This window comes from Photobacterium profundum, assembly GCF_003026285.1.
In the GTDB taxonomy this organism is placed as follows: domain Bacteria; phylum Pseudomonadota; class Gammaproteobacteria; order Enterobacterales; family Vibrionaceae; genus Photobacterium; species Photobacterium profundum.
Map to the genome: position 1 here is coordinate 227,203 of NZ_PYOD01000001.1, position 20,513 is coordinate 247,715.

Annotated in this window: 16 protein-coding genes; 4 read left to right on the top strand and 12 right to left on the bottom strand. The window is 40.2% G+C overall.

The window, feature by feature from the left end:
* Positions 1-4: 4 nt before the first annotated feature.
* The 9 genes from C9J48_RS00955 to zwf all read right to left on the bottom strand — a co-directional run bounded on the left by C9J48_RS00955 (position 5) and on the right by zwf (position 11,904).
* Positions 5-1,552: an alanine/glycine:cation symporter family protein gene (locus C9J48_RS00955; protein WP_006231573.1), complete on the bottom strand. Its 1,548-nt coding sequence runs from the start codon at positions 1,550-1,552 to the stop codon at positions 5-7.
* Positions 1,553-2,517: 965 nt separating this feature from the next.
* Positions 2,518-3,057: a 4Fe-4S binding protein gene (locus C9J48_RS00960; RefSeq protein WP_006231571.1), complete on the bottom strand. Its 540-nt coding sequence runs from the start codon at positions 3,055-3,057 to the stop codon at positions 2,518-2,520.
* The gene (locus tag C9J48_RS00965; protein ID WP_006231570.1) at positions 3,057-3,647 is read right to left on the bottom strand and encodes a TorD/DmsD family molecular chaperone; all 591 of its coding nucleotides are present in this window, start codon (positions 3,645-3,647) and stop codon (positions 3,057-3,059) included. The genes C9J48_RS00960 and C9J48_RS00965 overlap by 1 nt, the downstream gene beginning before the upstream one ends.
* A gap of 124 nt (positions 3,648-3,771) precedes the next feature.
* Complete coding sequence (locus C9J48_RS00970; protein ID WP_006231569.1) at positions 3,772-4,548, bottom strand: dimethyl sulfoxide reductase anchor subunit family protein; 777 nt, start codon at positions 4,546-4,548, stop codon at positions 3,772-3,774.
* Position 4,549: 1 nt separating this feature from the next.
* Positions 4,550-5,167 carry a DMSO/selenate family reductase complex B subunit gene (locus C9J48_RS00975; RefSeq protein WP_006231568.1) on the bottom strand — a complete coding sequence of 206 codons (618 nt, stop codon included), beginning with the start codon at positions 5,165-5,167 and terminating at the stop codon, positions 4,550-4,552.
* A 13-nt stretch (positions 5,168-5,180) separates the two neighbouring features.
* Positions 5,181-7,622: a DMSO/selenate family reductase complex A subunit gene (locus C9J48_RS00980; RefSeq protein WP_006231567.1), complete on the bottom strand. Its 2,442-nt coding sequence runs from the start codon at positions 7,620-7,622 to the stop codon at positions 5,181-5,183.
* A 603-nt stretch (positions 7,623-8,225) separates the two neighbouring features.
* Positions 8,226-9,674 carry a decarboxylating NADP(+)-dependent phosphogluconate dehydrogenase gene (gene gnd, locus C9J48_RS00985; RefSeq protein ID WP_006231566.1) on the bottom strand — a complete coding sequence of 483 codons (1,449 nt, stop codon included), beginning with the start codon at positions 9,672-9,674 and terminating at the stop codon, positions 8,226-8,228.
* An 11-nt stretch (positions 9,675-9,685) separates the two neighbouring features.
* The gene (pgl, locus tag C9J48_RS00990; RefSeq protein WP_006231565.1) at positions 9,686-10,402 is read right to left on the bottom strand and encodes a 6-phosphogluconolactonase; all 717 of its coding nucleotides are present in this window, start codon (positions 10,400-10,402) and stop codon (positions 9,686-9,688) included.
* A gap of 2 nt (positions 10,403-10,404) precedes the next feature.
* Positions 10,405-11,904, bottom strand: a complete 1,500-nt coding sequence (gene zwf / locus C9J48_RS00995) for a glucose-6-phosphate dehydrogenase (RefSeq protein ID WP_006231564.1) — start codon at positions 11,902-11,904, stop codon at positions 10,405-10,407.
* A 538-nt stretch (positions 11,905-12,442) separates the two neighbouring features.
* On the opposite strand from zwf, the gene C9J48_RS01000 reads away from it, so the two are divergent.
* Positions 12,443-12,775 (top strand): PBPRA1643 family SWIM/SEC-C metal-binding motif protein, encoded by a 333-nt coding sequence (locus C9J48_RS01000; protein WP_006231563.1) that lies wholly within the window; start codon positions 12,443-12,445, stop codon positions 12,773-12,775.
* A gap of 159 nt (positions 12,776-12,934) precedes the next feature.
* Positions 12,935-13,408 (top strand): RNA methyltransferase, encoded by a 474-nt coding sequence (locus tag C9J48_RS01005; protein WP_006231562.1) that lies wholly within the window; start codon positions 12,935-12,937, stop codon positions 13,406-13,408.
* A 336-nt stretch (positions 13,409-13,744) separates the two neighbouring features.
* Here the strand turns inward: C9J48_RS01005 and C9J48_RS01010 are convergent, their stop codons facing one another.
* A complete protein-coding gene (locus C9J48_RS01010; RefSeq protein WP_006231561.1) occupies positions 13,745-15,847 on the bottom strand; it encodes a diguanylate cyclase domain-containing protein in 2,103 nt (700 codons plus the stop codon).
* Positions 15,844-17,031 carry a sugar ABC transporter substrate-binding protein gene (locus tag C9J48_RS01015; RefSeq protein ID WP_107281019.1) on the bottom strand — a complete coding sequence of 396 codons (1,188 nt, stop codon included), beginning with the start codon at positions 17,029-17,031 and terminating at the stop codon, positions 15,844-15,846. Before C9J48_RS01015 ends, C9J48_RS01010 begins: the two co-directional genes overlap by 4 nt.
* Positions 17,032-17,684: 653 nt before the next feature.
* On the opposite strand from C9J48_RS01015, the gene C9J48_RS28130 reads away from it, so the two are divergent.
* Both C9J48_RS28130 and C9J48_RS01025 read left to right on the top strand, forming a co-directional pair.
* Complete coding sequence (locus C9J48_RS28130; RefSeq protein ID WP_242610859.1) at positions 17,685-17,885, top strand: C40 family peptidase; 201 nt, start codon at positions 17,685-17,687, stop codon at positions 17,883-17,885.
* Between the two features lie 199 nt (positions 17,886-18,084).
* Entirely contained in the window at positions 18,085-19,251 is a 1,167-nt protein-coding gene (locus C9J48_RS01025; RefSeq protein ID WP_006231558.1) for a PcfJ domain-containing protein, read from the top strand.
* 62 nt (positions 19,252-19,313) lie between these two features.
* On the opposite strand, the gene C9J48_RS01030 is transcribed toward C9J48_RS01025, so the two are convergent.
* Positions 19,314-20,117, bottom strand: coding sequence for an ATP adenylyltransferase family protein (locus C9J48_RS01030; protein ID WP_006231557.1), 804 nt, complete (start codon positions 20,115-20,117; stop codon positions 19,314-19,316).
* Positions 20,118-20,513 lie beyond the last annotated feature (396 nt).

Here is a 20,513-nt window from a genome sequence, read left to right on the forward strand (position 1 = left end):
GTTATTAAGCAACAGGCTTAATTGGCTCGCCATCAGCAACGTCTTCAACTGCCTTTGGTTTACCCTGAGATTTAAGTTTCTTCTCCCAGAAGTCCGCATTTTTAATACCTAACTTGACAGGGTCAAAGGTAAATTTAGTAACACCCGCTTTCTGTTGCGCTTCATAATCTTTAAGAGCCTTAAGCGCAGGTCTACCTAAGAAGAAGACAATCAGAATACCGACAATGTTCAACCATGCCATCAAACCTACACCCACATCGCCCAGAGCCCATGCTAAGTTCGCTGTTTTCACCGTGCCGTAGAAAGTAGCCACAACAAGTACACCTTTCAAGATGAACATCAAGCCTGGTACTTTGAACGTACGACGAATGTATGCAACGTTAGTTTCAGCAATATAGTAGTAAGCAAGAATCGTAGTGAATGCGAAGAAGAACAACGCAAAGGCAATAAATGGCTTACCAATACCCGGCATTGCACTTTCAATTGCCATCTGTGTAAAGACTGGACCATTCGCACCAATATTTGTCGCTAGATTCTGAACAAGGAATACACCTTCTGCACCACCGTGTACGTTATATGCACCAGTGATGATGATCATGAACGCCGTAGCTGAACAAACAAGCAATGTATCAATGTAGATTGAAAATGCTTGAACAAGACCTTGCTGGGCTGGGTGCTCAACATCTGCTGCAGCTGCAGCATGAGGACCGGTACCTTGACCCGCTTCGTTCGAGTAAACACCTCGCTTAACACCCCAACCAATCGCCGCACCAAAGCCAGCCATCGGTGTAAAGGCATCACCCACAATCATTGCAAACACAGTTGGTACTTGACCGATGTTTAGAAGAATGATGATGAAAGCAACAACAATGTATGCCAATGCCATAAATGGCACAACAATCTGTGTGAAGTTAGCAATACGCTTAACGCCACCAAAGATGATGAAAGAAAGAATGATAGAAATTATTGTGCCCGTCACAATCTTAGCAAAGCTGATTGTTCCGATAGCCGTTTCAATCATTTCGCCAGGACCAAATGCAGCTTCTACCGCATTACCGATACTGTTTGATTGAACGCCAGGAAGTAAAATACCACATGCAAAGATAGTTGCGATGGCAAAAACCCATGCGTACCATTTTTGTCCCATTGCTTTTTCAATGTAGTAAGCTGGGCCACCACGGAACTGACCGTCTTCATCTTCTTCTTTATAAATCTGTGCTAACGCTGATTCAGTGTATGCTGTTGCTGCACCAAGAAATGCCACAACCCACATCCAGAATACTGCCCCAGGACCACCAAAACCGATAGCCGCTGCAACACCTGCTATGTTACCTGTACCTACACGCCCCGATAACGAAACTGCTAATGCTTGAAAAGAGGAAATACCCTGATCGGAACTTTTGCCAGAAAGAAGCAGTCTCCACATTTCGCGGAAGTGCCTTAACTGTACAAAGCGTGTTGCGATGGAATAGAACAAACCAGCACCCAAGCACAAATAAATGAGGATTGGGCTCCAAATAATACCGTTTAGAAAATCTACAAACTCCTGCATAAAACTCCCTGTTATATAGTTTGGTAAATAATGTTCAGCAGCATAATAAACAGATTGTAAGCAGATTGTTAAGTTTTTTATTTTGTAACACCAGTTCGTGTGACACCAAGCACAAAAGGGTAGTTTTCGCACAAAGATATATAATCAACTTAATGGCTAAATATAACTATTTATTCATGGCAATCAACTGATATGCAACAGGTATTCAAAGATTGATCTTTCGCGATAGAATAAAAAGACTAGTCGTACCCTATAATTAGTCGTTCCTAGGTGCACCAATTTAATGCAAATGCGCACCATGCCAGTGCGGTATATTCATTTTTTATTCAAATATATAAAGATATACAGACGATAGAAAAATAGCATGCGGAATAAATGACATGTTAAAAACATTTAACATAGTGACAAGTTTCATTTCAAATATTCAGACAAAAACAAGAAAACAAGCCAATGAAGGAAGCGTCTTATACCATTCTGGATAAGTAAATGGTCAGATAATTACGCAGGAAAAATTGATAATAACAAGACAGAAATTGAAGTAACTAGTTATTCTAATTATAAAATTGCTAACGTAGTTATAACCAATTTAAACCAGCAAGAATGATCAGATACTTGTCTAGATTGGTCTTAATACCTAGTGGAATCATTAAGGCCGCTTCATTCGATGTGACAAATAATACCAAATCCATTAATTATCTGATCAGTCAGCGAGAGTTAAAATACTTTTAGGCAAGGAGATAAATTGAGAATCTAGTGGCTCTAAATTAAATTTATTAACGCAGTATAAAAGTATTTTAAACTCACCCAAAGGAAACACCATTGGAAGCCAACTTCTGTGTCTAGCGATTTCAAAAGAGAACCTCTCTTCTATCAAACACTATCCTTAAACTCGACTCCCAGTGGTATTCTGAATGGTCAGATAATTAATGGAATTGATATAACAGGTGTATAGTTGCGATACTACCTTAAGACAGTTCAACCATTGTGATCGCGTTGCTCTGGCATTCAAAAGCACACTCCCCACAGCCATCACACTTATTGATATCTATTACGGGAATTTTCTTATTCTTCCACTCTATTGCCGATCGCTCACAGCTATCAGCACAACTGGCGCAATAAGAAAAAGTATTACCACACCTGACTGCAACCTGAGGACGAGATTGGATATTAAACGCTTTTTGTTCAAGTGCGCCAACTTGGCAGGCCATCACGCAAGCTTCACAGCGGGAACAATAACTCACGATAAAGTCGATCTCAGGTCGTTGACCGTCCATCTTAATAAGCCCTTCAGGGCAGGCTTTTTCGCATTCCCCACACCCTGTACATAAGTTATCAAACAACAAATGATCAACAGCACCGGGTGGGCGCAATTTAAACACCAGCGGCAAGCTTTGTTCGACTGCCTGAGCACTATGACTGACTGCCTTAAACAAACCACGGAATAATCCGCGTCTGCTGATGGTGTTATGTTCTAAATATGCTTGGTAATACTTTTCTGTTTTCATTAGCGATATAGCTGGACTGTTGGAGGTGACAATTCAAGAAGCTGTTGCATATCATTAATATAATGACGTGTGATTTTTGCAATAAGTGGGTAAAAAGATGTATTTAACGATGTTTTCTCAACGAGCTCAAGATAGCGGAATGCCCAAGGTAAAAGATGGATCTCTAGTAATTCAGCTGCCGCTTCATCTTTTTCAGCTTCAAGCAACGCAGCTAAGGCTAATAACATCAAGCCAAATTGATCTTCTGGCTCATTCATCCCTGTATCTATTGCCATTGATTCACGAGCTAAAAATGCACGATATGCCTGCGTCGATTGTCCAATAACGAGATTCTCAGGATCTCGATATACAGCTCCCCACGGTGCTGCTGGCATCTCACCAAGGCCTTCAAATAATACTGTGTAATCGTGACGTAGCCCATCTTTATTACTATATACAACTGTTTGGCAAAGTTCCCTGACCTGTTGAATATCTTGCCAATTTAAATACTCCGGCAACTCAGCAATTGCAGGTAATATATCCGTAGTTGGTTGATGGTCTGGGGTGTAATAAAATAGCGTACCTAAAATTCGAGGAACAACGGCTATCATTCGGTTTCTCACTTACAAATTAATACTCTGACTACGACTATTTTTCGTAAAATTCAATAATCAGGTAATATAAAGGCAGACAAAAATTGCCCAGCCACTTACGTGACTAGGCAAAATAAAGCGGTTACATAGGGATTGCCCACAAGTTGTAGAAAGCAATTCTACCCAGTAACTCACTGACTAATACCACCGCAGCACCACCAATAATAAGCGGTTTCATCGTCTCTTTACGCATTAAGGTAACAAGACAAACGGCAGCAGCAATCACTAACATTACTGCCTGTATTCCCCACAATGTATACTGTTGTACTGCAAGTTCAGGTGCCTGTTGGGTCACAAAGCCGATGTAATCAGGTTTTGTCACTAACGATACCAGTACACCACCAATGATCGCGACTGTTCCCACTTTATGGGCCCCCGTCATCACCGCGAATGCACCGCCAACAAGAACGACAGTCAACCACATTTGTAATGATGTATGTAGGGTATTCCAGCTAGCAACGGTTTCAAGTTGATACACCTGAGTAATAGACCACGCAAACAACAAACCACTCACGACAGCAAATACATTGCATAGCTTGCGCAATGATTCTTTGCTACCGATCAGGCTCAATAGTGCTGTAGCACCTGCAAAAGCCATGAAAATACCACTTAAGATTATTTCATTGCTCATTGGTGAACGACCAAGACCTGCCAACAAATTCAATGCGCGTAACGGTTGCCCCATATGCAGACCACCAATCGCAGACCCTATCGCCAGCAGTGCTGTCGCAATAATGTTCGCCAGCTTCAATTGTTCAGAAGAAATCTGCTTTGCACTAAACGCAAGCAAAGACAGCAGAAAAATACCGACCGCAGCCTGACCAAAAACGGTGAAGAAGACTAATGGTAACTCGTGCATTTTACACTTCCTCCGGATTCTGGATAGCACCGGTAGTATCACCAGTAGATCGTGCATTTGAATGCGGTTTTACAATTAAGTTTGGCTGAGTGAAACCTGGATCTGGCAACGGTGCAATGGCATTCTGTGTGCCATGTCGCTCTCTAAGCACTTGAATATCATCAAAATCTAACGCTCGTTGAGGGCAAGAATCCACACATACTGGCTTTTTACCTTCAGCAACGCGTTCATAACAACCGTCACACTTTGACATCACTTTCTTTTCAGCATCATACTGAGGCGCGCCATACGGACAACGCATTTCACAGTAACGACAACCGACACAAGTTTCCTGATTAACGACTACCAAGCCATCTTCTTTGCGTTTATGCATCGCACCTGTTGGGCAACCTGATACACAAGCTGGCTCGGTGCAGTGGTTACAAGAAATAGATAAGTAGTAATTAAAGACATCTTGTACCCAGGTTTTACCCTGCTTTTGCCAAATCCCTCCACCATATTCGTACACGCGGCGAAATTTAGGCCCAACATTTTGATCTTTCTCGTCTTTACAGCTTACCTGACAGGTTTTACAACCAGTGCACTTTGAAGAGTCTACAAAAAAACCGTACTGCTTCATTTATTTAATCTCCTTAGACACTCTGAATTTCAACCAAATTAGTATGTTGTGGGTTACCTTTCGCTAACGCAGTTGCACGCTGTGTTGTTAGGCGATTAATACAGCCACCAACATCGACACCCTTTTTATTGGTCTTCGCCCATGCGCCTTCAGGAACAGCAGCCGTGCCCGGCATTATGCGAGCTGTCACTTTAGCAGGTAAGTGAATACGACCACGGTCGTTAAAGATCTCAACAATATCGCCATTTTTAATCTGACGGCTTTGTGCATCTAAAGTGTTCATCCAAACAGCATCAGGAGCGACTTCTTTTAGTTGAGCAACTGACGAGTAAGTAGAATGACAGTGGCCTTTCGTGTGAAAGCCTGTTAACTGTAACGGGTATTTCTTAAGCATCTCATGATCTTCACAACCCTCAACAGCAGGCTGGTATTCAGGAATTGCAGTGATTCTATCGCCCGGTAAGATTTCTCTTTCTTTCGCGACTTGAGCCAATGCTTCTGAATAAATTTCAATTTTACCAGACGGTGTTTTCAGCGGGTGAGCCTGAGGATTATCACGGAAATCTTTCAGAGCAATATGTTTGCTACTATCAGCAATACGGCGATCAATGATTCCCATACCATCAGTTTCTGCAAACGTTGGCAGATGGGTTTCTTTCTTACGTACTTCGTTATAAGCGTGCTCGATCCATTCCTGATAAGTACGGCCTTCAGTGAACTTGTCTTTGAAGCCCATTTTCTCAGCAATTTCTGCTAATACATCATAGGTTGCACGGTTTTCCCACATTGGTTCAACCGCTTGCTGTAAACGTACCAGATAGTGGTAAGAACCAGACTGATAAGAGTTATTGATAAGATCATCTGACTCAAGCGTTGATACATCGGGTAGTAACAAATCAGCGTATTTAGCTGATGCTGTCATGTGGTTATCCCATACCAGATTGAATTCACACAATGACTCGTCAGTTAGGATTTCATGGGTACGGTTCAGATCTGAATGCTGATTACCAGAGATATTACTCGCGTAATTCCACAAAAATTTAACGTTAGTACTCAGGCGATCTTTACCCTTGATGTAATCTTTCGCAGCAGTCATTTCAGTACCGCGAACAATCGCATCTGTCCATAAGAAACAAGGAATAGACACTTTAACTGGGTTTGGTAACGCTAATCCAGATAAGGTATAACCAACACTTCCGCCCCATGTTCCAATATTGGTACCTGGACGACCAAACTGACCCGTCATAATTGGTAACATCATGATTGCACGTGCTGCATGTTCACCCGTTTGAGTACGCTGAACACCCCAACCCTGTGAAACCCAAGCTGCTTTTGCATTGGCTATTTCGCGCGCTAACTGCTTGATGCGATCAGCTGGAATTCCTGTTAACTCACTTGCCCATTCAGGTGTCTTAGGTGTTTTATCTTCACCAAGGCCAAGAATGTATGATTTATAAGATGCGTTGCTAGATGCAGTTGCTGGTAGAGTATCGTCACTCCAGCCTACAGTATACTGCTTGAGCATTTCCTCATTGATTAAATCTTCTTTGATCAATACATAACCCATAGCAGCAACAAGTGCAGCATCCGTACCAGGACGGATCGGAAGCCATTCACTATCAAATGCAGTTACGCTATCAGTACGACGTGGATCGATAATGATCACTTTCGCCTTACTTTGCTCTAAAGCATGATATATCTCAGCAATCTGACCACCGCCCGACATACGGGTTTCAGCCAAGTTCTGCCCAAACATAACAACAAGATCTGAATTCTTAATTTCAGAAAATAGTGTTTGCTGTTCAGTACCATAGATATTTCCAGCCTGACCAAAGACATACGGCTGAATACAGTTAAGCTGCGCTTCTGAATAAGTATTGTGCATATCCAAGAAACCACCTGCAATGTTTAGCAGACGCTTACAAGTATTACGACCTTGAAGGTTGGCACCAGTTAGACCTGAACCATATTGGTAGTAGATCGCTTCATTACCATGAGTATCAATCACACGACGTAGCTCTTTTGCTACAATTGTTGTAGCTTCATCCCAGCTGATACGTTTGAATTTACCTTCTCCTCGCTTACCTACGCGTAGCATCGGGTACTTCAAGCGATCTGGATTATAAGTACGCCAGCGGGCAGAACGACCACGCAGACACGGACGAATCTGATGCTGACCAAAAATAGCCTCGTCAACGCCATCTTCCGGTGAAATTTTCACCGCTACGCCTTCTTTCACGTGGACTTTAAATGGGCAGCGACTGCCGCAGTTCACTAAACAGGCACTGTATTTAATGGTTTCTTCTGCCAGATCGACAGTTGGGGAAATCGCCTGAGCTTTAAATGGTAATGCCATTGAGCTCGCAGCGGCTACCGCCCCCGTAACAGCTGCCGAAGTGTGTATAAATTTTCGACGACTTAATAGGTGAGATTTAATTTTATTGCTTATAGTCATGAATATTGCCTCTTGATTGCTGCTAGGCAATATTACCCACAAAGAAGTATATCCATATGATCATGATCAACTGCAAATATATGTTTAAATAAAATTTGTAACTATTGGTAAATAATGAAAACAACTCAATCAAATAGATTGATTTTGAAGCGGATTTTATATATTGACATATCCACCTACATTACTTAAATAATATTAACACCGGTAAGCACATGAATAGTAGATGATTTTTATCAAGAAAATATATAACTAGAATTCGGTTACTACCCGTATAGGTTCGTAATAACACGTCACTCGTAACCCTATTACTTACAACAAAACTACACTGTAATCTGTACAGGTATTAATATAAATCCGTTATGGATATATTATAAATATCAACCCAAGAATATGCAATTTACATAGCATAGTTAACATTAGTGCAGGTTTCATTATTTTATTCATTTTCTAGAGTTTGTTAAGGTCACTAAGTTGGGTTTATTAGCTAATACAGATAACGCTAGCACGAAGTAAGTAATCGCTGTGAATCTGAAAAAAAAATCACCATTCAGATTACTGAACGGTGATTTTGGCATTATAAATTTAAGAATAAATTATACGAGATTACACATCGTACGTGGTAGATGCCGTATCACCACCGGTACCTGTCCAGTTCGTATGGAAGAACTGACCACGAGGTTGATCTAAGCGCTCATACGTGTGCGCACCGAAGTAGTCTCGTTGTGCTTGAATCATGTTGGCAGGTAGACGGCCTGTTGTGTAACCATCAAGGAAAGTTAATGCTGATGTCATTGTTGGCATAGGCAAACCCACTTCCATTGCTTTCGCAGCCACTTTACGCCATGCCGGTAAGCTATCGACCAAGATATCTTTAAAGTATTGATCAGTACCCAAGAACTTAATATCAGGTGTCGCCTCGTATGCATCACGAATGTTGCCCAAGAAAGCACTTCGAATAATACAACCGCCACGCCACATAAGTGCTACGTTACCGTAGTTCAGTGACCAATTATTTTCTTCTGAGGCTTCACGAATCAACATGAAACCTTGTGCGTAAGAAATGATTTTTGATGCAAGCAGTGCCTGACGCAATGCATCAACCCACTCTTTCTTATCGCCATCAATTGGTTGAATGGTTTTACCAAATAACGCTTCAGCTTCAACACGCTGATCTTTAATTGAAGACAGACAACGCGCAAACACAGATTCAGTGATTAGCGTTAACGGTATACCAAGGTCGAGTGCGTTGATACCCGTCCATTTACCAGTACCCTTTTGACCTGCCGTATCAAGAATTTTCTCTAGCAGCGGCTCGCCATCTTCATCACGGTAACCTAAAATATCTGCTGTAATTTCAACTAAGTAACTATTGAGTTCAGTGTCATTCCACTCTTTAAAGATTGCTTGCATCTCATCATAAGATAGCCCTAAGCCTTCTTTCATGAAGTGGTATGCTTCACTGATTAACTGCATATCACCGTATTCGATACCATTGTGTACCATTTTAACAAAGTGACCTGAACCATCTTTGCCGACCCAATCACAACACGCCTCACCTTGATCGGTTTTTGCAGAGATTGCTTGAAAAATAGGCTTAACATGTGGCCAAGCTTCAGGAGAACCGCCTGGCATAATGGAAGGCCCAAATCGAGCACCTTCTTCACCACCCGATACACCCGTACCGACGAAGTAAATACCTTTTGCTTCTAAATCCGCGACGCGACGGTTAGTGTCTGGGTAATTAGAATTACCACCATCAATAATGATGTCGCCTTTATCTAATAAAGGCACCAGACGATCAATGAAATGATCAACCACATCACCAGCACGTACCATCAGCATTACTTTACGGGGTGCTTCTAACTTTGCTACAAGGTCTTCTAACGACGTTGCACCAATAATGTTTGTGTCTTTCGCTGGACCGGCTAAAAATTCATCCACTTTCGCGACGGTTCGATTAAACGCTACGACTTTAAAGCCGTGATCGTTCATGTTTAAAATCAGATTCTGACCCATTACAGCCAAACCGATTACACCAATATCACCTTTCATCATACTCTCCTTTACACTAGCGCTTTGGCTGCGTCTGAATCTAAAAACCATTCTGTTTGACCGTGTACGGCCTTAACTTTTGCTGCAGGATATGGCAATGCTTCTGCTGGTTGATCATTAATTTCTTTGATGACACCAGCTTTACTTGTACCCAATACTAAATACGTAATGCGATCGGCATTTTTAAGCAAACGTGCCGTTTTTGAAATACGCAACTGACCACTTTCAGGATGTGCTGCAATCACTGTCAGTGCTGTGTCATTGAAGTTTGTTTGGTTCGGGAATAATGATGCAGTATGCCCATCGGTTCCCATTCCAAGTAAAATCCAATCAAACGCAGGTAAACCATTTTTATGCGAAATCACAGCATCCATCTCAGCAGCTAAACGTGCCGATTCTTGCTCTGGTTCATCTTCACCACGAATGCGATGAATATTCGCACTTGGCAATGCTATATGTTTAAACAACAGTTCGTTTGCTTCACCAAAGTTACTTTCGGCATCAGTCGGTTCAACACAACGCTCATCACCCCACCAAAAATGCAGGTTATTCCATACAATCTGTTCAGCAAATGGAGATTGCGTTAATGTCTTGAATAATAATTTCGGCGTACTACCACCAGATAGTGAAATATGAACTGGTCGTCCTTCTTGGCTTAATGCCAACATTGTTTTAGCTAACGATTGTACTACCTGAACGGGGGTTTCAAATACGTTATAATTCATCATGGCTATAACTCGCAATAGTCAGTATTAGTCAAGTTTTTGCACGGAAAGCGCCATTGACGTTCGTCACCATCTAATAACTCATCCGCTTCTTTCGGCCCCCACGTACCCGCCGCATAACCGAATAAATGTTCAGGATTTTCTTTATACTCAAGAATAGGTTGAACAAATTTCCAACATGCTTTTACAGCGTCAGTACGAGCAAATAACGTCGCGTCACCCTTCATACAATCAAGTAATAAACGCTCATATGCAGTAAGCATGTTCGTTTCTTCTAAATCACCGTAATGGAAATCCATCGAAACTTCTTCTGCTTCAAAACCAGCTCCTGGTTTTTTCAAACCGAAGCTCATTAGAATACCTTCATCGGGTTGAATGCGAATAATCAGCTTATTCTCTGGCGCATTGGTGCCGAATACTGGATGTGGTGTTTTCTTAAAGTGAATGACCACTTCCGTCACACGAGTGGGTAAACGCTTACCAGTACGAACGTAAAATGGTACGCCATTCCAACGCCAGTTCTGGATAAACATCTTCATACCGACATACGTTTCCGTTCGAGAATCATCAGCTACACCATGCTCTTCTCGGTATCCTGGTAAATGATCGCCTCTTATCGTAGAATCGGTGTATTGCCCTAGCACGAGGTTTTCTTTCAAATCTTTGTCTGACAAAGGCTGAAAGCTTTGCATAACCTTTACAACTTCATCACGAATAGAATCTGCATTGATTGCCGCTGGCGATTCCATTCCAACCATAGCAAGTACTTGAAGTAAATGATTTTGAAACATATCACGTACAGCACCTGCGCCATCGTAATAACCACCTCGCTCTTCTACACCTAAAGATTCAGCTGCCGTGATCTCAACGTATTCAATGAAATTACGGTTCCATAGTGGTTCAAACATCCCGTTAGCAAAACGAAATACAAGAAGGTTTTGTACCGTTTCTTTGCCCAAGTAGTGGTCAATACGGTAAATTTGCTGCTCTTTGAAATGCGCATGAATACGTTCATCAAGCTCGTTGGCTGATGCTAAATCGTAACCAAATGGCTTTTCAACAATAAGGTTTTTCCAACCTTGCGTTTCGTCATTTAAGCCATGTGCGCCCAAACACTCAGGAATAACACCATACAAGCTTGGTGGGGTTGCCAAGTAATAAACAGTGTTACCTTGGGTATGATGCTTATTATTCAAATCACCCAAACGTTGCTTTAGCAGCGCATATTCAGCCACTTCTGATGTATTCAATGCTTGGTAATATAAATGTTCACAAAACGTAGTCAGCGTTTCTTCGCTTACCTTTTCTGTTTCCGTTAATGATTTTTTGAGTTTTTCACGGAATTCTTGGTCACTGTACGCAGTGCGACTTACGCCTAAAATTGCAAAATCTTCTGGTAATAACCCATTAGCATAAAGATGATAAAATGCTGGAATCAATTTTCGGTGAGTCAAATCGCCTGACGCACCAAAAATAACAATCGCGTTATTTTCTGGCTTAACCATATAATTTTCCCATTTAACACAGATCGACGATCTGAGGTAGCAATCAGTTTTGCTGGCTGTTCAAGATGTTAGCATTTATGCTTTTCAGTGATATTCGGTATTACCTATCGTATTAATAGGCAAAACCTTAAACTGTATGAAGCTTAGTCAAAAACGGTTGCAACCACATGTTTTCCAAACCCACCGATTAAAGTCATTTATCAGCGCAGTGCTTTATCTTTTATAAAGTAACGATGGTAACAACAAGCAATTAATTGATCGCAATCTTAAATAGCCTACTTATGATCAATTAATAGTGAGAATATATAGACTCAAAACGTCTGAAAACTTGCTTGAAAGCTGTGATCCCGTTAACATTATCGTCAACTGATGGCGACGAGGCATAAAACTGCTGAATTTTCAGCGTTACTCGTAATATAAACGCCCAATATTTTGAAAAGCCTGCTTGTTAAGCAGGCTTTTTCTATTAACACCTTACTCAAATTTCCCATCTGCTTTTAAGATCAAATGGGCAAATGCGTGTATACAGGAAATCGTAATGTCTAAATTTTTCTTTAAAGGCCGCATTGAAAAAAAACCTAAGCACTCAAGCTGTGGTTACAACACTAAGCGTGAAGCTAAGCCTGGTACAGAAGAGAACCCAATTTCTGTTATCGTACAAACTGCAGCACGTAAACTAGAAGTTGAAGCAATTCTAGAAGAGAACACGTTATTCGCAACAATCGAAGTAAACGCTGACGTTGAAGAAAACATTGTTGATTTAAACGGCTTACTGAATAAGCCTAAAACAACAACCTTCGAAAAAACACCTAACCGTAATGACCCTTGTTCATGCGGCAGTGGTAAAAAATTCAAGAAGTGTTGCGGTTAATATTAGACCTGCAACTTCGCTGTTCAAAGCGTAATAAATACAAATCTATTATGTTTTTTTATCAGTATCCATATTATACGCGCTAGGGATTCACACACTTTGTCAGTTGTAATCCCCTGCGTATAATCCCGCTTCAATTTTTCGGTTAAGATGTACATTATGAGCAAAAAAAGTAAAGGTTACACTTGCATAGGTCTGTTTAATCCAAAGACACCAGAAAATGTTGGCTCTGTTCTACGCGCGTCTGGCTGTTATGGTGTTAACTCTGTTTTTTATACTGGCACACGCTATGACCTTGCTAAGCAATTTTGTACCGATACGAAAAATGTCATCAATAATATTCCACTGATTGGTGTTAAAGAGTTAAAAGACATCATTCCTGTTGGTTGTACGCCAGTTGCTGTTGATCTGATAGAAGGCGCAAAGCCACTACCAGAATATAAGCACCCTGAGCGTGCATTCTATATTTTTGGACCTGAAGACGGTACGTTAAAAAAAGAGATTACAGATTTTTGTCGCGATACGATTTATGTACCCACCAAAGGTTGCATGAATTTAGCTGCTGCAGTAAATGTTATCCTTTATGACCGCATGGCTAAAATTGAAAGAGGTGAAGAGTTTTCTAACCACTAGAAGGCTTTTAAAAACCACCTTGTATCTGAATTGATTATAAATTTCATATACCCAAGCCACCTCAATATGCAGGATTCAGAGTGACATCAGCGTATTTAATTCAAGGTAAATGTGTGTAGGAATGGCATTCCCTTTCAAGCACATTTGACACAGAAGTAGATATGCTGAATCGCTCCCGAAGGGCGAGTTTTGCTGTGCTCTATGCGGTGTTACTTATTTTCAACGTAGAATGACTAGGTCTATAAATAAGTGCCTTGCCTAAAGCTCAGCAAATTCTCGCTGAAACGAGCATCTTGAGGTAACTTGGGTATACAAGGTGGTTTTGTTGTATTAAGGCTAATCACTGCCATTGCTACGATAGGCTTGTTTATCTTTGTACATCGCTTTATCAGCTGCTTGGAACATCTTTTCAGGGAGCATCTCTTCACTGCTCAGCCAGCCTTGCGCAAAATGAATTGGCAATAACTCGCCCGTTTCTATCTGCGTAAAGGAATTTCCTCGAATACTTTCTAGACGAGCTGCCAAGTGACGACAAGCTTGATCACTACCTTCTTCTAACAGAATTGCGAATTCATCACCACCTAAACGGTAGACTCTATCTGTTTGACGACAAGCCCCGATCAATAATTCTGATACTGCTTTTAGTAATTCATCACCCACATAATGACCAAATTCATCATTAACTTGTTTAAGTTTATTTACATCAATAATAAATAAACCAAATTGTCGTTCAGGGTAACGCTTTAATCGATCTGTATAATTATTAAAATCGTTATCAAATGCTTTTCTATTGGGTAACTCAGTTAGTGCGTCGGTTACGGCAATACGTTCAAGTTCAGCGTTCAACATTCGTCCTTCAATTACTGAGGAAAGTTGACGTGCAAACAGTGAAACAATTTCGAAGTCAGTTCTTGCTAACTTCTTATTTTTCATTACAAGGCATCCTAGCAATTGGCCTGAAGAGTCAATTAAATTAAAACAGTGCAATAATTTAATCTCAGGAACAAAAAAGTACTCTGTTTTATTTTGAACTGCATCCACTTTAGCTAACGCAGACTCAATAATACCGTCTGATTGCCACTGGTCATTATCGAGCTTATTCAATTTCAGCGCCCAGTCAGCTTCAGGGTACAGGCTTGAAACCTGAAACAATACAACTGATTTAATATCATCTTGTTGCATCTTGGAGCTAAACGCCAATAAGGATTTCAATATGTCACGGCGTCTTTCTTCTCGCTCAAGCGATAGCGTTAGCTCTTCTGTTTTCTCTTCTACTTTTTTTTCTAATTTGTCATTAAAGTTGATCAGCTGACGATTATATTTTTCTTTCTGGTTATTAGCCTGTTTTAGCTCTGTATTTTTTGAGGCTAAATCTTCAAGCTGCTCTTCAATCGTTGTTGCCATTTCATGAAATAGCTCCCCGACTTGATAGAATTCTGAAAAGCGCAACTTACGCTCACGCTGATCATAATCACCACGAGAGTACGACCTTACCATTACCATCAAAGCAGCCAGTGGGCGCGTTACCCAACGGTAGGTTATCGCTGCACCAAATATGCCAACAATAACCATACAGATACCCACAATAGAAATAATCTGAAGCGAATGGGTAAACTTATCCTCTTCCGGTTTTTTATCCATCGAGATCTTAATCTCGTATTCAAGCGGATTCGAAATTAAATCACTGTCTATTTTAATTTTTTGGTTTAACGTTAGTAGCCCGTTGCTCCCCAAAGACCCATCTGATTTAATATTCAATATTTCTCTTTCATTACGTAAAAACGTAACCTTTTCATCGCCAGTCAAATACATTCTCAACATTTGACTAATATTTTCAGTCGGAATGACTACAATTAAATACCCAACAGGTTTTCTTTTCAGCCCACTAGATAATACTGAAGAGTAAATAGGGTCAACAACAATAAGCCCATCATCAGAGGGGTTCTCTTCATCTAAAACGAGATCTTTATCTACATAAGTAAATAGCCATTGATAGCCGTTTTCTAACAATTTTTTTTCGTACTGATCATCGAGATAGCGCTTTATCTTACTGAAGCTATTTTGACCTGAAATTCCGTTGTAATTCTCAACCTCTTCCCAGTCGCTATCAATCAAATAAGCAGCCTCAACTAACGGCACCTTTCTCACTAACGAATCTAATGTTTCACGTACGTGGCTAGTGAGAAAAAAGTCATCCATCGCTTGAACTAACAAGCGATCTCTAGAGAGTACATCTAAGCTGGTTGATAAAACATAAAAACGATAATTGAATTCCTGCTTTAGTGTATTGCTTAAGCGCTCAAGTTTTTCTCGCTGATAATTGGTTTCAATTTCAGTCTGCTGTTTAAGTAGTAGCCCACCAACAATCACCGCAGGTATCACTGCGATAAGTATCATTAATGATGCAAGAGAATACTTCAGGCGTAATTTCATTTTCATCGTAACCGCTTGCTCTGTTTATTAGCGACCTTCTGCATGTACTGTGCTGATTCTTTCGCTGATAAACCATTTCTAAACCGTTGATAACCTTTTTCCATTGCAGCCCAAACAATAGCCATGTTTGTTTCCGATGACATCGGCTTAGCAAATTGTAATTGCTGTAATAACACTAATTCATCACCCTTTGCTTGAGAAACAACCTGTTGAAATAAAGCTTGATGAACAGGTAATAAATGATAATTTTGGTAGACCCACTTTTGATTATCTTCACGCTGAACAAAAGTTAGGAAAGCTGCAATTCTATTTTCCCTCTCACTGTTTTTTGTCAATTTACCAGGAAGGGTAAAGACAAACGTACTTTTCATTGAATACATAGGTTTGCTGTTAAGTGTTGGTAACAATGCAACACCTAAATCATCACCCATTTCATCTTTTAAGTCTTGATATGCCCAATCACCATTAATTGCATAAGCTTCTTCACCTTTAATCAAGCGTTGCTGGGAGCAATTATAATTGCATTTTTTATCAACAACTTGCTGAACAGATAGCTGTTGATAGTAATCAAGTGCTTCAACCATTTCAGGTGTATCTAAAGTAATCATATCACCATCTAGTGGTTGCCCATTAAAAGCGAATAGAAATGGCATGAAAAAGTACATATCAGTATAATTCCAGCCAATTGGCATAAGATTATCATCTCGATATTGCTGAGATGTTTTTATAAGTTCTTGCCAACTAGCTACGGGTTCTTCGACAAACTTTTTATTATAAAACAACATTAGGTGGTTACCTTGTATAACAGGCACCCCCCAATAAGCATCATCGACTTTAGCCGTTTTTAATGCATCTTCGCTAAGGTCAGTACTCAACCACGGTTTCAAAACTGGCTCTAATCGCATTTGCTGGTAAAGCCCCAAAAAATCAGACGGTACTAAAGCAAGATCCGGCACGCCACCGTATTGAGCCCCTAGCAAAAGTTCTGCTTTAATTTTACTCGGCTTAAACTGGACTAACGACACTTGAATGCCAGTTTCTTGTTCAAAACGCTGCACTAAACCTTCAACAAATCGTGATGACTGATGTGAATACCAAATAGTAATATCTGCCGCAAAAGCGGATTGTGAGGAAAGAGTGCCTAGTATTAAGGCGACTAACATCAATATAAAACGGCGAAAAACGATCAACTCACACGCCTCTAAAAAGGAACCATCGGTCAAATGACCATAAAAACGGCATAAACGCCTATTTATTTAAACACTTAGACTACCATTTTTTATACAGTATCACTCTAAGTTATAGACGAAAAGTACAGAAACACGTGTACCACATAGTTAACATTACCACTATCAAGATTATCCTCTACCATTTTATAAATTATCATGTAGAAGATGAAACTAATCACATAAGGAACAGTCTTTATACCCAAGTCACGATAATGAATTAAGTACGACTCTTTCGTTAAATAGTCTACTTTCAATGCTATTTATGCATTGAACTAATACCACGTTTTTACATTTTTAAATGGATTTAAGAGATACCATTTATTTCACACTTAAATCATGATTTCTATAAAACAAAGAAAGTAATAAAATGAACACCTCACACTATTTTAAGTTTTCATCTTGTATCATCACACTTGTTTTTATAACTGCTTGTCAAAGCCCTAATGCATCTTCAATTTCAGTAGCCAAAAGCTTAACGGTAAATAGCCCTACAAAAAATGATCAGTTATGCGCGTAGTTTTATCAGTACTAAATATGTGTGGGACGGGTCTACCCCAAAAGGCTTTGATTATTAGGGTTTCATTCAATACATATATAATAGTTACAATATTAAAATTCCAAGAACGACGTCAGAGTACCCTCAACTTTTCACAAAATCTGTGACGTTAAAGGATGCACAAGTCGGCGATTTGATTTTATTTACAGGAACAAACCCTAATGTACAGAAACCTGGTTACGCTGGTATTATTTCAAAGATAAATAATGACTCAATAACGCTTGTACGTAGTTCATCGTCGAAAAGCACTTCGGCGTAACGGGAACGAATCATTATAAAAGTAGCTACCCCAAACGTTTTTAACTGTCATTAGAATATAACGATAAAAATAACAATACACTGACAGAAATGCTTATTAAATTTGTAGAAATACGCTTAGTTTTTGTTAGTATCGATAAACGCCCCAGTTATTATTCTTGCTGGGATTTAATTCAGACAAATAACATAATGATAGAACAATGCAATTAGCTGAAGACACGCAAAAAATCAATGATAAAAGCCAAGTTCTGGTTCTCGATTTAACACCGTTTGGTTTTAAATTTAGCCTAAAATTATGGCCGTGGGATCAGCAGTTACTTTTAAAGCGCGAATACACGAATGGCGATATTGAATCCTTAGAAGGAAATATTGGTTTTTCTATCGATCAAATAGCTTTTACACCTGGGGGCGATGAATGGATTGCTTCTATTCCCCCGCGACTTGTAGACCGAGTAAAACCATTCCCTGAAACTTCGATTTATATGTTGAGCTTGGCTGCTTCCAATAGAAATGCTCGTCAGCTTCTTGAATTACGCCCTGCTCTATTGTATTTAATCTGTAATGAATACCCTCTAGATCGCGAAAAATCATTAGAACTTTGCCAATACGGTCAACGTGAGATCTTGCGCATACTCGGTTTTTCACACAGTAAAGCAGCATTGCGCTTTTTAGATCGTCTAGATATTACGTTTGATACGCGTTCAAGCCATACCTTAGTTACACGCCTATTGCATCCAATTGCTGAGCGTTACCGTCTATTTGGTCATTACCCTATTATTACTCATCAGTCATTACAGCTTGATATGGTATTACCGGGATTAACCGGCTCAAACCTTGCGATTAATTTATCTGAAAGCAAACTAAAAAGTAGAATTAAACTGCCAACGTTACTCAATGACACATTAATGATGGGAGTTAATTTAGGTTTAGCTGAACCTATGCGTTATTTACGTAAGTTACGCACCGTAGAAGATATTTCAGCACTACACGATAGTTGGATTCGAGCTCAAAACCGTAAGCACTATGTACCGTGTCCGACCCATAAAAAGCCGTATCAGATCGTTTTTAGTGGTACTGAATATATTCAGCCGTTAACAAGCTATTTTGAATTACGTGATGAAGGGGAAGAGCAACGCCACTGTGTAGGTGCTTACCATGCACGAGTATTAAACGATGAATATCAAGTATTCAAAGTCACTGCGCCAGAGCGTGTCACGATGGGCGTAAGAATGATAAAGCGCCCTGATGGGCGTAAGTATTACGAAATAGATCAAGTGCAAGCAAAGTGTAATCGACGCCCTCTTGAAGAAACACTGCAAACTCTTTATGCATGGCTAGAAGGTGAAAAGCAACGCATGAATTTATAGTCTTTAATAGTCGCTCTAAAGACCACAACCGTATCGGAGTGGTCTTTACTATATATATCAATCTACCCCTGACTACAGTCTTTCAAAAACTGCATCATGCCGTATTCCTTTAGCCAAGTCAGTTGCTCTGGTTCTTTCACTAAAAAACGGCCACTGTAGTTAATGCCATTCGCAAACACATCGTTTACCTGATTCGCAGATCGTGGAATCATTAACATCCAGTGCTTAGTTAGTAGCAAGTTGTATGGCTTACACTCTTGTTCGCTTGCTAAGCTATTGTCATTGGTTAAGCCATTCTTATCCAGTATACCGAGCTCTCTTAACCCCGCTAAATAACACAAATACAATCGCTCACCACTTAGTGAATCAAACTGATACAGGTGGTGTTTAAACGGTAGTTCATGATTAATAATAGCGTGCTCTAAAGGAATAGAGGATTGTACAAGCTGCATGTGTCGGTGGGCCTGGCTCGCGCCTGCAATCGTTCCGCTATTATAAAAACCTAACACATTGTCACTATCGAAACCCATTACCCACGCGCAAAAATCCTGTAGCTCTAAAGGCGATGTTTGAGGAACAAATTCACGAGAACAAATTAACAGGTGGGGAGATATAACCGGGAACTTATTCAGTAAACAAACATGGCTTTCGCCAGCATTATCTACAAACATGTCTTCTTCGTAAGGTAAAAAAGGATTGTCTTGTTTCGTACCTGACTGAAATTTACGTTCCGCGTTTTGCGTAACGACATGCCCAAAGTAATCAATACCAGCTTCGTTGATCACACAAGCTTCGGTTGTTATGGGTAGAAGACTATTATTGACTAGTGCTTGCTCAACAACCTTTTCAGCTTTTTTCCAAAACATGCCCTTATCCTTCTAATTTACCGATAATATATATCCAAGCTACCTCAAGATGCAAGATTCAGAGTGACCTCAGCGTGTTAAATTCAAGGAAAGTGTGTGTAGGAATAGCATTCCCTTTCAAACACATTTGACACAGAAGTAGATACGCTGAGCCACTCCCAAAGGGCGAGTTTCGTTGGGCTCTGCCGTGTTACTTATTTTCAACGTAGAACCACTAGACCTATAAATAGATGCCTTGCCTAGAGCCTAACAAATTCTCGCTGAAACGAGCACCTTGAGATAACTTGGGTATAAAATAAAGCATGTTTGCTCTGCTGTCATGTCGCCAAAACGACAACCTAAGATTCCGTGCTTGATCGGTGCATTCAAACTGAAGTGTATTGTTTAGTTTACACT